16 protein-coding genes are annotated in these 13,118 nt (G+C 42.1%); all 16 read right to left on the bottom strand.

What is annotated here, in order from left to right; genetic code table 11:
- The coding region (locus GMD6S_RS12270; protein ID WP_008293389.1) for a 4Fe-4S cluster-binding domain-containing protein at positions 1 to 179 on the bottom strand (179 nt) is incomplete at its 3' end.
- 4 nt (positions 180 to 183) lie between these two features.
- Positions 184 to 684 carry a GNAT family N-acetyltransferase gene (locus tag GMD6S_RS06635; protein WP_000423430.1) on the bottom strand — a complete coding sequence of 167 codons (501 nt, stop codon included), beginning with the start codon at positions 682 to 684 and terminating at the stop codon, positions 184 to 186.
- Between the two features lie 44 nt (positions 685 to 728).
- Positions 729 to 869, bottom strand: a complete 141-nt coding sequence (locus GMD6S_RS06630; RefSeq protein WP_000521624.1) for a hypothetical protein — start codon at positions 867 to 869, stop codon at positions 729 to 731.
- Positions 870 to 880: 11 nt separating this feature from the next.
- Positions 881 to 3,088: an anaerobic ribonucleoside-triphosphate reductase gene (gene nrdD / locus GMD6S_RS06625; RefSeq protein ID WP_000636179.1), complete on the bottom strand. Its 2,208-nt coding sequence runs from the start codon at positions 3,086 to 3,088 to the stop codon at positions 881 to 883.
- Positions 3,089 to 3,217: 129 nt separating this feature from the next.
- The gene (locus GMD6S_RS06620) at positions 3,218 to 4,735 is read right to left on the bottom strand and encodes a hypothetical protein (protein ID WP_001103715.1); all 1,518 of its coding nucleotides are present in this window, start codon (positions 4,733 to 4,735) and stop codon (positions 3,218 to 3,220) included.
- A 35-nt stretch (positions 4,736 to 4,770) separates the two neighbouring features.
- Positions 4,771 to 4,914 carry a hypothetical protein gene (locus GMD6S_RS12725; protein ID WP_000933184.1) on the bottom strand — a complete coding sequence of 48 codons (144 nt, stop codon included), beginning with the start codon at positions 4,912 to 4,914 and terminating at the stop codon, positions 4,771 to 4,773.
- A 75-nt stretch (positions 4,915 to 4,989) separates the two neighbouring features.
- Positions 4,990 to 6,522, bottom strand: a complete 1,533-nt coding sequence (cls, locus tag GMD6S_RS06615) for a cardiolipin synthase (protein WP_008293387.1) — start codon at positions 6,520 to 6,522, stop codon at positions 4,990 to 4,992.
- Between the two features lie 284 nt (positions 6,523 to 6,806).
- Complete coding sequence (locus tag GMD6S_RS06610) at positions 6,807 to 7,958, bottom strand: iron-containing alcohol dehydrogenase (RefSeq protein WP_000190388.1); 1,152 nt, start codon at positions 7,956 to 7,958, stop codon at positions 6,807 to 6,809.
- 184 nt (positions 7,959 to 8,142) lie between these two features.
- Positions 8,143 to 8,598 carry an SP_0198 family lipoprotein gene (locus tag GMD6S_RS06605; RefSeq protein WP_000853130.1) on the bottom strand — a complete coding sequence of 152 codons (456 nt, stop codon included), beginning with the start codon at positions 8,596 to 8,598 and terminating at the stop codon, positions 8,143 to 8,145.
- Between the two features lie 90 nt (positions 8,599 to 8,688).
- Positions 8,689 to 9,939, bottom strand: coding sequence for a bifunctional folylpolyglutamate synthase/dihydrofolate synthase (locus GMD6S_RS06600; protein WP_000464361.1), 1,251 nt, complete (start codon positions 9,937 to 9,939; stop codon positions 8,689 to 8,691).
- Positions 9,940 to 10,249: 310 nt separating this feature from the next.
- A complete protein-coding gene (locus tag GMD6S_RS06595) occupies positions 10,250 to 10,555 on the bottom strand; it encodes a DUF1292 domain-containing protein (protein ID WP_000017624.1) in 306 nt (101 codons plus the stop codon).
- A gap of 15 nt (positions 10,556 to 10,570) precedes the next feature.
- Positions 10,571 to 10,990 carry a Holliday junction resolvase RuvX gene (gene ruvX / locus GMD6S_RS06590; RefSeq protein ID WP_002876031.1) on the bottom strand — a complete coding sequence of 140 codons (420 nt, stop codon included), beginning with the start codon at positions 10,988 to 10,990 and terminating at the stop codon, positions 10,571 to 10,573.
- Between the two features lie 3 nt (positions 10,991 to 10,993).
- Complete coding sequence (locus tag GMD6S_RS06585) at positions 10,994 to 11,260, bottom strand: IreB family regulatory phosphoprotein (RefSeq protein ID WP_000507059.1); 267 nt, start codon at positions 11,258 to 11,260, stop codon at positions 10,994 to 10,996.
- A gap of 86 nt (positions 11,261 to 11,346) precedes the next feature.
- A complete protein-coding gene (locus GMD6S_RS06580; RefSeq protein ID WP_000734686.1) occupies positions 11,347 to 11,916 on the bottom strand; it encodes an SP0191 family lipoprotein in 570 nt (189 codons plus the stop codon).
- A 66-nt stretch (positions 11,917 to 11,982) separates the two neighbouring features.
- Positions 11,983 to 12,381 carry a transcriptional regulator Spx gene (gene spx / locus GMD6S_RS06575; protein ID WP_000591165.1) on the bottom strand — a complete coding sequence of 133 codons (399 nt, stop codon included), beginning with the start codon at positions 12,379 to 12,381 and terminating at the stop codon, positions 11,983 to 11,985.
- Between the two features lie 134 nt (positions 12,382 to 12,515).
- On the bottom strand, positions 12,516 to 13,118 hold a 603-nt coding region (locus GMD6S_RS06570; RefSeq protein ID WP_000311881.1), incomplete at its 5' end, for a cation transporting ATPase C-terminal domain-containing protein.

Below are 13,118 nucleotides of genomic sequence, written 5' to 3'. Positions count from 1 at the left end.
TTGAAAGACCAAGTCGCAACATTATAGCACCCCTCGCAGTGAAACATGCAACCTGATACATAGAGAGAGTTTCGCACACCTTCTCCATCGACAAAGTTAAAGGCCTTATAATCAATGATCCGCCCTTTACTAAGCTCCTCACTTTTCCATTCACCTGGTTTTGGTGTATTCCATGTCATCCTTTTACTCCAAATCTATCCAGTAACGTTCTACACCATTGCGAACATCCTCAAACACCCCGCCATTTGCCACAATCACTGCTCTACTAGCAGGGTTTTCTGTGCTACAGGTCACAAGCGCTTTTTTGATGTTCTTTCCCTTGGCGACTTGCAAGCCTTGTCGGAGAGCTTCTTTGGCATAACCTTTGCCTCTTTCAGAGGGGCGAACGGAATAGCCGATATGCCCACCATTTTCTAGTAAGTAGTCATTTAATCGGAGACGAAGGTTGAGAAAGCCAAGAGCCTGGCCTGCTATGTCAAAACTAACCAGCTGGATAGCAGGAACCCAGTTTTCAGGAATATTGAGTCCCGCTTCCGCTTGAAGATTTTCTTCTAACCACTCTTCATAAACAAAATTCTCAGCATCCCAAAATCCACCGTCGTGAGGGGACTGTGCTTGTTCAAACTCTGCCATCATCTCTAAAATCGCTTCTTTATCTTCCAAACTTGGTCTGCGTAGTTCCATATTTCCCTCCCACCTAAGAGAAAAGTGAGAGCAGACTCTCACTTTTATTTTTTCTTTTTCTTGTTTAAAAACTGTTCTCTGAGGTTGAGCAAGCGTTCTTTTTTACCTGTTCCACCTTTCGAGTGTTTCTCGTGATAACGGGTCACTTGTGCGCGTCCCTTATCGTCTAATTGGTATTTCCCCATTCCATTTCCTTCTAATTTGTTACTTCATGTCCAGCTGTTTTGATAGTAGAGCCATTCATGTGTTTGACACGCGCAGCGATTTCCTTGTGGCGTCCATTAACCATCGGACGCGCTTGAGGATTTCCCAGATAACCACACGTACGTTTGACCACGTCTACTGTTTTAGGGTCGCTATTGCCACAGTTGGGACAAGCGAATCCTCGCTCAGTTGGTTCAAAATCCCCTTCAAAGTCGCACTTGTAGCAACGATCAATCGGAGTATTGGTCCCTAGATAACCGACACGGTCATAGGCATAGTCCCAAACAGCTTCCAAGGCTTTAGGATTTTGTTGAAGAACTGGATACTCACAATAATGGATGAAACCACCTGACGCACCTGCTTCTGGGTAAACTTTCTCAAAGTCTAATTTTTCAAACGGTGTTGGATTTTTACGAACATCGTAGTGGAAAGAGTTGGTGTAGTATTCCTTGTCCGTGATGTCAGGAATAGAGCCGAACTTCTCTGTATCCAAGCGACAGAAGCGGTCTGTCAGACTTTCAGACGGTGTGGAGTAGATAGAGAAATGGTAACCATATTGGTCAGACCACTCTTCCACACGACGTTTCATATCACGAATAATATCCAGTGTGAATTCCTTGGCTTCAGGATTGCTTTCCCAGCTATTTCCAAAGAAGACTGTAGCCACTTCGTACAAACCGATGTAGCCCAGCGAAACTGTCGCACGGCGATTCTTAAAGAGTTGGTCAACACTTTCTTCTTTTCCGAGACGGCGACCGAAGGCTCCGTACTGATAAAGGATAGGGGCATTCGCTGGTGTTGCTTCCTTGGTCCGTTCAACACGGTAAACCAGAGCATCTTCTGCGATATTCATCCGCTCATTGAAGATTTCCCAAAACTTATTCAGATCCCCTTCAGACTCGAGGGCGATACGAGGCAGATTGACCGTCACAACACCTAGATTCATCCGACCTGAATTGACCTCAACACCATTTTCATCTTTCCAGCCTTGGAGGAAGGAGCGACAGCCCATAGGAACCTTGAAAGAACCTGTCAGCTCGATAATCTTATCATAGGACAAGACATCAGGGTACATCCGCTTGGTTGCACACTCGAGGGCCAACTGTTTGATGTCATAGTTCGGAGTCCCTTCTTCCAAGTTAAGGCCTCTTTTCAACGTAAAGATGAGTTTAGGGAAGATGGCTGTACGATGTTCTGATCCAAGACCCTTGATACGAATGGTTAAAATAGCTTTTTGAATTTCACGCTCAAAACGATTGGTTCCCAGACCAAAACCGAGCGAAGTAAAAGGTGTTTGGCCATTTGAAGTGAAGAGAGTGTTGATTTCATACTCGAGAGATTGCATGGCATCGTAGATGTCTTTTTGGGTTTTCTTCCAAGCATAATCTTCCCGTTTGTCAGGCAAGACCCACTCTTCCGCATCTTTGAGGTGTTTTTGGTAATTCTTCTCCGCATACGGAGCCAAGACTTCATCGATACGGTCAGCTGAGCAACCCCCGTACTGGCTAGAAGCAACATTGGCGATGATTTGTGAAATTTGAGCTGTCGCAGTCTGGATAGACTTGGGACTCTCTACCTCTGCATTTCCAATCTTAAAACCATTTTCCAGCATGCCTTTAAAATCAATCAAACAGCAGTTGGTCATCGGAGTGTAGGGGCTGTAGTCCAAGTCATGATAGTGGATATCCCCTTTTTGGTGAGCATTAGCTACGTGCTTAGGAAGCATTTGTAGCCCGATTGATTTCCCAACAATCCCTGCTGTCAAATCACGTTGGGTGTTGAAGACATCGCTGTCTTTATTAGCATTTTCATTAACAACTGCTTGATCTTTATTGAGAAGTTTATGGATACTAAAGTTTATATCTGTCGCTTTTGAGCGCTCAAAATCCCTTTGTGTCCGATAAGTGATATACTCCTCAGCCAGCGCATACTCTTTGGCTTCAAGGAGTTCATGTTCTACGACATTTTGAATTTCGTAAATCTTGACACCTTGAGGGAAGCGGCTGTGAATTTCCGTCACGATTCTTTCAACTAGACCATTTAGGCGTTTTTCTACTAGAGGCGTAACGTCCATAACCTTTTCCGCCGCCTTGTGGAGAGCCTTGTCAATCTTGTCTACATCAAACACCACACGTCTACCATCTCGTTTTTCAACGAACAAGGTGGGAACGGTTGCAAGCTTTTCTTCTAATACAATCATATCCATGCTCTTTTCTAAAATATTGTTGAATTGTTTATATTCAGTATTATACCACTCTAAAAATAAAAATCAATATCTTGTGTTAAAAATCCTAAAAATTTTAAAATTCCACAAGATATTGATTTTTTGTTATTTTGATTTATATAGTTTGAACTCGCTAGTATCTGTCTGAACAAGCTCATAGTTTTCACTGATCCAGCTCTCTACATCTGACCACAAGGCAACTTTTTGATTGACCACAATCATCTTCGGTTGATTCTCTTTCAGGTCATTCATCAGTTTAGTTTTATTTTCATCGCTTGCAGTATAGAGTGTTGGAGTTGATAGAGAAGTTGGCGCCAAGCGCTCACTGGTACGGTAGAAATCAGGACGATCATCCCAAGCATAGACACGATCCTCAGAACTCGTTTGTTGTTTAACCACGCTAGCAAGACGGTCTCTCTCCTGATAAGTCGCTGGGTGCGAAAGGTAGCGACTCACGATAGGAAGAACAATAAGGTAGGCAAGGGCAATCAGTGGTAGATAGAAATTTCCTTTAAGGAAAGAAGTTTGTTTCTCACGTCTTCTTCTACGACGACCGCCTCCATCCGAAACATCTTCCTTGATTCCTGTCAGAAGGAGCAAGACCAAGAAAGGAATTAGCACCACAAGACGAGTACCGTTGATAGGTTCTTTGGAGAGAATCAAGATTCCCAAAGAAACCAACAATCCCAAGCTAGCAGCAATTGAGAGGGCATATTGCTTGGCTGGTTTTGACTGGAACAAGCCTGTAAAGAGCAAGACAAGGGAACCTAATCCAATAGCAAGCAAACCGTAGAAGGCTGCATTTTCAAGCAAATGCGAATTTGAAAAGAGGCTAAGAGTATTTACCGGATACAAGGTCTGGCTAATGGCATCTCCAAAACTACCTGTCCACACTGTATAGTAGCCTAAAGGATAGAATAAGAGTGAAAATCCTAGGGCTGACGCAAAGAACTGATATAAGCCATGAACAAAGTGACCTTTAGCTAGATTATAGCCGATGATGCCCAAGGCCAGTACAGCCGCAAACAAGACGGTTGGGATTGGCGCAAGGAAGAAAGCGAGAGCAAGGCTCATCCCCACTCGTACAAATCCTTTATCATCCTTTGGAAAAGCTAGATAATTTGTAACGATACTCAATGAATAAAATAGGAAAGGCAGGGCTAGCAAGAGAGCATAACCGCCACCAAAAGCGAGGCCCGCTACAAGCAAGTATAGAATAAAGACAACTCGCTTCGCTTCATTTTCTTGGCCGACAAGAGTATCCGCAGCCTTAAAAAGAAAAACACCTGCTCCAAACAAAGCCAACCACTCAACCAAAGCAATCAGAATACTGCCTTGAAAAAGGTAGGTTAGCACATAATAGAGCAATCCCTCCGTCCCAAAATAATCTGTATACATTTGACCATTTTGATGCAAGGCCCAACCGGTATAAAGATCCTGGGTTTGTTGCGGACTGACTAAACCAAAAATATTAGGTAGGGCAACCGAAATGGCTGTGGCCACTAAACTCCAAAGCAAAATACTAAAAAAGGGAATGGGAGCTCCTTCTCGTTTCTCTGGCACTGACCAGTCTTGGTAATGAGATTCTTCTTGTTTCTCATCTATTTTCCCGTATACGTTCATTCAATTTCTCCTCTAAGTTTATCTGTTTTAGTATATCAAAATCTTACAGGAATGTCAGCTTGGGATTGATATTTGCTGAATTTCTTATCCAATAGCGCAAAGCGTTCGATTTCACGAAAACGGTGGAATCGACTGTTTCTATACTCTCTGATAAAATCATCATCTTCTAGATTAAGCATGGTTTTCTCCTTTACTTATCTATTCGTAAGAAGACAAAAATAAGATCCAGCCTTGGGCTAGATCTTGATGGATAGTTAGAGCATAGGTGCAAACAACTGGACAATTTCCTTGATTAGGCTTTGATACCAGCTGGTTTTGATAGTGTGAGGATAAATTTCTTGAGAAACTTTAAAAATCTCTTCGAAGTCCCTTTCAATATCGATGATGGACTGCGTTCTATAAAGTAAGACGGCATTTTCATAGTGGTGGAGCAAGCTACGATAGTCAAAATTGATGGTCCCCACAGTAGCTGCCTCTCCATCGACAAGCATTTGCTTGCTATGAAGGAATCCCGGACTGTACTCATAAATACGAACCCCCGCAGATAACAAGTCTGGATAGGCTCCTCGAGTAACTAACTGAATAACCTTCTTATCTGGGATACACGGTGTCACAATTCGCACATCTACCCCTCTCAGAGCTGCATTTTTGATACTTTCAGTTAGATCGTAGTCAGCAATCAGATAGGGAGTCGTGATATAGACGTAATCTGTAGCTTGATTGATAAGATTTTGGTAAACCGTTTTTCCAACTTGAGCTCTGTAGATGGGTTTTGGCCCACTACTATAGGGAATACAGAGCCCCATCCCATCTTTGGGCTGATTTTCGAGATGGTATTGGTCAAAATCACTAATCTCTCCACGGTTGATATACCAGGCAGATAAAAAGAGTCTGGTAAAAGCTTTAACTGCCGGTCCATCCAGACGAATACCGCTATCCTTCCAATAACCAAAGCGTTCGATATGGTTGATATACTCGTCTGCTAGATTGACACCACCTGTATAGGCAATCTGCCCATCGATAACCATGATTTTACGGTGATCACGGTTGTTATAAGCAACAGTCAAGCGTGGAATCACCTTGTTAAATTTATGGGCTTCAATCCCTCGGCTACGAAGCTGGATGGTATAATCCCCAGGCAAGGTTGCCATACATCCAATATCGTCGTAGAGGAGCTTAACTTCTACTCCTTGAGCAGCCTTTTCTTCCAAAATCTCTAAAATACTGTTCCACATCAAGCCTTCTTCGATGATATAGTACTCAAGAAAGATAAATTTCTCCGCTTTCCTGAGATCCTCTAGCATCTGATGCCACATGCTTTCACCAGATGCAAAAAATCGTGTATCCGTTCGATCATAGACATCGGCATTCGTGTCCATGCTGAGGAGAGATTTGATAACGCCATAAGCCGACTTGTCTTGCTCTTTTAACTCCAAACGGAGAGCTCTGCTATTGTCCTCTCGATCAACCATTGATTGGAGCTGCTTTAGCTGCTTCATTTCTTTTTTAGATAAACGACGCTCTCCAAACATGATATAGAGTAAGGGACCAAACACTGGCACAAAGGCTACTAATAGCCATGTTACCTTACTCTCAGGATTCATAGATCGATTAACAATCGATACAATAGTCGCTAAGCTCACTAAAATGACTAGGATAATCCAGACAATTGGAGCCATCTGCCCTAGATAGAGAAATAAACCAAAGATGATAAACAACTCTGCCAACATGATGGTAATACTGAAACCATATTTGGACATGAGTAGCTGCATTTTTCTAGCTGTCATACATCCCCCTTCCTTTTCTAACATTCTCCTTAACTGCTTGATAAACTACTGTTTCTACTAGTATACCTCAGTTCAGGGGTAGATGGCAACCTTTTACCTTTTTCTATTCAAACTATTCCAAGAACTGCAAGATTCTTAAATTACTCCTTCACTATATGACGTGCTATCCCTTTTTATCTTTTTAACTAGGGTATTAAGAAACTTAAAAAGAACTACCAAAATGATAGTTCTTTCCAATATTATTTATATGTTGGGGAATACGTCCCTTCCACTCTACTTGATTTTTAGAAGAGTTCTTTGTAGAGAGCAATGGTTTCTTCTAAAGTTGGCATAAATGGATTGCCTGGCGCACATGCATCAATCAAAGCATTCTTAGAAAGGTAGTCAAAGTCAAAGTCTTTTTCTTGGATACCGAGTTCGGTGAGTTTCTTCGGAATACCTACTGTTTCAGACAGTTTTTCAATTTCAGCGATAGCATAGTCAGCGCATTCCTGGTCTGTTTTCCCTTCAACATGGAGTCCCAAGGCCTTGGCTACATTGCGGAAAGCTTCTGGTACACGTTTAGCATTTTCACGCTCTACAACTGGAAGAAGCATGGCACAGCAGACACCATGTGGCAAGTTATAAACTGCACCGAGTTGGTGAGCCATAGAATGAACATAGCCCAAACCAGCATTGTTAAAGCTCATACCACCGAGGAAGATGGCATTGACCATCGCCTCACGCGCTTCAATATCTTGGCCATTTGCCACAGCACGAGGAAGATACTCCTTGATGAGTTCAATCGCTCCGATAGAAAGTTTCTTGGTCACATTATAAGCACCTGGTGTTACCAAGGCTTCGACAGCGTGAGTAAGAGCATCCATACCTGTCGCTGCTGTCAATCCTTTCGGCTTTGAAAGCATGAGTTCTGGATCATTGACAGAGATAAGGGCAAGGCTGTTCTTATCAACCATTACCATCTTGACCTTGCGCTCTTCGTCAGTAATAACATAGTTAATGGTGATTTCTGCAGAAGTTCCAGCTGTTGTATTGATCGCAACCACTGGCAACCCTTTTTTAGTAGACTTGTGGAGACCTTCGTAGTCCTGTGGTTTTCCACCATTTGCAGCAATGATAGAGATACAACTAGCCGCATCCTGAGGAGACCCTCCTCCAAGACTGATGATGAAGTCACATCCATGCTCTTTCAGAGCAGCAACCCCATCTGTAACGTTCTTGCAAGTCGGATTTGGCTCCACATCGCTAAAGATTACATAGTCGATCCCTTCAGCATCTAACGGTTTTAGGACTTTGGGTAAAATATCACTACCTTCGATGAACTTATCTGTCACCAAAAGGGCCTTCTTATACCCCAGTTCCTTGATATACGGACCTACTTCATTTACAACACCTTTACCAATAAGGTTAACTGCCGGAACGTAAAATGTAGCCATATGCTTTTCCTCCTGCGCCTTTGCGCTATTTGATTATTTACTATAAGTATACGACCTTATAAGAAGTTTTACAAATATTTGTAAGCGTTTTAAGTAAAAAGTTAGTAAAGAACAGCCAGCCACTTTTTCAAGAAAAAAGCTCCAAAAAGATGGATTTCATCTCATTGGAACTTTTACTTAATCATTATTGCTTAGTTAATACCACTCGGTCAGATGTCTCTCGGTCCATATCGTCGATAATCAATTGATTACCATTAACCGTGTAAATTTTGACATCATCACCGATAATGACACGTTGATTTTCTGGTTCAAAGCTGACTTGCTTGATTTCCTTATCTCCATCTGGCTCGACCTCAGTCCATGTACCAGTTTTACCTGTTACAACAAGAGTGATTTGGTCATTCTCATCTTTTCCAGTATAGGTACCATCGATATTCGTAGGTTGAGCTACAGTAGTGTCCTGACTTGAGGACGCCTGTGGTTGACTAGCACTTGTCGCAGCGCTAGAAGATGATTCTTGTTGAGAAGATGATTGCTGAGCAGATTGCTGGGTAGGGGCTTGTGCCTTAGGTCCACAAGCTGCTAAAAGACTAAGAATTGCTAGGGAAGCAATAGAAAGTGTGAATGTTTTCGTTTTCATAGCGATTTCCTTTCTTTTGTGCCAATGTTTTGCTGGAATCGTTTCCAGATATACCTCCTACCTCAAGTATAACAACTTAAGCCTATAAGGTCAACTAATCTCGTCGCTTCCAACCAAACTCGCTCGGACTTCCGAGATAAAGTAGAGCGAGCCCGTCACGAAAAGCAAGTCCTGATCTTTGGCCTTTTCTTCAAATTCTCTGATAAAACCGCCATAGGAAGAAATCAAATCGTAACCCGCCACATCCTTTTCATCCAGAGAGCCTTGGTAGTCAAAGCCTGTTACCTTAAGTTCCACCTCAGGCAACTGCTTAGATAGATAGCCTAACATCCCCTGATAATCCTTGCGTTTAAGTGCTCCAAAAAGGATGCGAACCTGGTAACCTTGCTGGATTTTCCCTTGGATAAACTCGACTAGACGAGTCAAGGCTGGCAGATTGTGAGCCCCATCTAGGTAGATTTGTGGACGAATCCGTTCCAATCGACCTGCCCAATGTGTCTCCTTCAAAGCCCGTCTGACAAACTCTTCTTCGACCCTTTCACCTCTTGACGCCATAAACAGAAGAAAAGTTTCTAAAGCCAAGGCGGCATTTTCTTGCTGATAAGCACCTTCTAAACCGATTTCAAGCTGTGAAAAGTTTGCTAGCTTACTTGAAAAATCCCCAGCATTCAAGGTGAAGTCTCGCCCAGCTTGATAAAGTTCGACAGCTAACTCTCTCGCTTTACTTTGACAGACAAGCTCCGCTTCTGGAGTAAGCTTGGCAATGACTGCCTTCTTGCCAGCCTTGAAAATACCAGCTTTCTGCTCGGCTATTTCCTCCAGACTATCGCCCAAGGTCTCCTGATGATCTAGCCCAATCGAAGCAATAACTGCAATCTCTCCTGTTACGACATTAGTGGTATCAAGCAAACCACCAATCCCCACTTCTAGCAGAACCAGATCCACTCCCTGCTCTTTAAAGTAAAGCAAAGCAATCAGAGTCAGTAATTCAAAAAAGGACAACTGGTCATAGGTTTGCAAAAGCGTCTTTTCCATCTCATTGACCTGCTCCGCCAAACGGATAAAATCTGCATCAGCAATCGGTTGCCCATTAATACAGATTCGATCATGGATACTGACGATATGAGGAGAGGTGAAAGTACCAACTTTTTTACCATGAGCAACAAACAACTCCCTCATGAAGGCAATAGTTGACCCTTTACCGTTAGTACCTGTTACGTGGATAATAGGATAAGTCTTCTCAGGATTCCCCAGCAAATCCACAGCTCGCTGCATTCGTCCAAGTCCAGATCTAAAGTTTAAACCAATCCGACTATGCAGCCATTTTTCTACTTCAAACATACATGTCTCCTTAACAAAAGTCCAATCAACTACCGCATCAAAGTATGATTACAAATAAAAAACGAGGTCGGGACTAAAATCCCGACCTCTTACCTGGTTAGCTAATCACTAGCTACTATGAATTTCAACGTGAGCTAAAAACATCCACTGGATGTTCCAACTCTTTCTAGTTTCTAGGAGTTGGGGTGATACAGTCTCCCAGACATACCAGTTCTCTCTTATTTTAAGGAACTGGGCTAAAAACGTTCCCCGGACGTTCCAACTCTCTCCAATTTCTGGGAGTTGGGCTGATACAGTCTCCCAGACTGTATCACTCCTCCATAAAGCTGTTGAAGACTTCTTCAATCATGTTCCATTCGTCTTCTGAGTCTTCTGGAATTGGTTGCAATTCGCCTTCTGTTCCGTCTTCATTTTCGATGAATGAGTAAGCTTGAATTTCAACTTCACCATTTTCATCTTCTTCTGCATTAACTGGCACTAGCAGAACATAGTTTTTACCAAATTCTTCTTTCCCGTCGATGGTCAAAAGAATTTCAAACAAGGTTTCATTTCCTTGCTCATCTACTAGTGTAATCAATTCACGTTCTTCGTGGTCATGGTTGTGATCGTGTGACATAGTTTCTCCTCTGTCTTAAAATTTTCTATCTAAATAATTTTGCAAAATCAGCTGAGCAGCCAACTTATCAATAACTTTCTTGCGTTTGTTACGGCTGATATCTGCTTGTTCAATCAACATACGCTCCGCAGCGACCGTTGTCAAACGCTCATCCTGATAGTCTACTGGCAAACCAAAGAGTTCTTCTAGCTTGGCACCATAGGCTTGACTGGCTTCTACTCGCGGACCACTGGTATTGTTCATGTTCTTTGGCAAACCTACTACAAAGCGTTCTACCTTATAGCTGTCAACCAATTCCTTGATGCGGTCAAAACCAAACTGGCCCTGGTCCTCATTAATCTGGATGATTTCAAGTCCCTGAGCGGTGAAACCGAGCGGATCGCTAATAGCCACCCCTACTGTTTTTGAACCGACGTCCAATCCCATAATTCTCATAGATTATAGATCGACTCCTTGTCCTTTTAGGTAGTAGCGTACCAATTCTTCAACAATTTCATCACGCTCATACTTACGGATTTGATTTCGTGCATTGTTATAACGAGGAACGTAGGCAGGGTCTCCACTCAATACATAACCGACGATCTGGTTAATCGGATTGTAGCCCTTGTCATTCAAAGAAGCATAAACATCTGTCAATGTTTCGCTAATTTCTTTCTTATTGGAATCATCCAATTTAAACCGTACAGTTTCTTCAGTAAATCCCATTCTAACACCCTCTTTCCTTAGAATAGTACTATTATAGCACATTCCCTGACGTTCTACAAATAAGTCAGTCTATTAATTTGGATTTTCTATTGTTCTGTCGCCCCATTTGCCACTCTATCTGCAATATATTGGCTAGGTTCGTTTTTTAAGAGATTTTCAAGGCCGATATTTTTTAAATATTCCAGCTGAGATGCCTTTTTGACATCCAATACTTGAAAATCATAAGTCGTTGTCGTCTGGATTTCTATCTCGCTGAGTAGCTTGGTTTCCAGTTTGAATCCTGCTAGTTTGCGTGCCTCTTGGATGGTCTCATCCTTTTCTTCCGCTTCTAGAAGCGCTTTTTGCGTCTCCTCTAGGCCATTTTCAGAGATAAAGGTCTTGAGTTCATCCCCGACAGGTCGTTTTTGCTGGATGGTCAAGGTCAAAAACTGATTGCCTTTATAAGTAATGGTCTGAATCTGCTGCGTTCCATTTTCTGACTTCGGCATCAGCAAGGTCTTGGTGACAACCGTATTCTTTTCGGCATTGTCCAAAACGGGAAGGTTGGATTGGAGAGGTTCAGATGCTGTTGTAGAAGCAGCAGGGGTTTCCTTTTTTTGCCCACATCCCGCAAGCAAAAAGAGGAGAGCAAAACTAGCAATTAGTAACTTTTTCATAATTCCTCACATGATTTTAAAACAAAAGAGCAAACAAGGCTAGGAGTCACTCCCAGCCTTGATGTTTTATAGAGCTGCACGTAGACGTGCTTCTGCATTTTCTACATTACGGACAGAGCGTGGCAAGAAGGCACGGATATCATCTTCTTTATAGCCGACTTGTAGGCGCTTCTCATCAACGAGAATCGGACTCTTTAAGATCCGTGGTGTTTCCATGATTAAGTTGAGCACTTCATTGACACTCAAATCCTCGATGTCAACTCCAAGTGCCTTAGCGTAGCGGTTTTTTGACGAAACGATACTGGCAATTCCATTATCTGTTTTCGTGAGAATATCTAATAACTCTTCTCTTGTAATTCCTTCTTTACCGAGATTTTGTTCTTTATAACTTAACTGGTGGGCATTGAGCCAGGTTTTCGCTTTTTTACAGCTAGTACAACTTGAGACTGTATAAATTTTGATCATGTACCTACCCCTTTCGCTACATGTTACTATCAGTTTAGTCTATTATACCATAAAAAACATCCGACTTGCGACCTATTTTTAAAAAAAATTAACTTTTTTCGCGATTTTCGTACTTTTTTCTTGACAAAATCAATTTATAACCAACTTTTAAATTTTTTGATATACAATCGTTTTACAACTGTAACACTTATCATATAGAGAACGATAATCAAAAGCAAAAAGAGGAAATAAATTGGTTCCAAAGGGGTTAAATGAAGCAGGCTAGCAATTGAAGAGTAGGGAAGGAAGGTCACAAAACTAGCTGCTAGCAAGGTTGTTCCAAGAACAAACCATGATGGACGACTTTGTAAGAAAGGAAGTTTTGCTGAACGAAGCATATGGATAACCATGGTTTGGGACCACATGGATTCAATGAACCAACCTGTCTGGAACAAAATGATAAAGCCCGTTGCAGACTCTGCTCCGTGAGCATAAGCTTGACCTGTCGCCATTGGAACAATGACAAAATAGAGCAAGATAAAGGTCAAAATATCAAAGGCAGAAGAAATCGGACCCATCCAAATCATAAAACGAGTAATAGACTTAGCTTCCCACTTATGGGGATGCTTCAAAAAGTCTTCATCTACATTATCAAATGGCAAGGCAATGCAAGAAAGGTCGTAGACGAGGTTTAACACAATCAAGTGAATCGGAGCCATAGGAAGGAAAGGTAAAAAGATACCAGACACTAGCAGAGA

The sequence above is a fragment of the Streptococcus sp. GMD6S genome, from assembly GCF_000297015.1.
The sequence above is the reverse complement of the archived record's forward strand: the minus strand, read 5'-3'. Positions and strand labels throughout refer to the sequence as shown.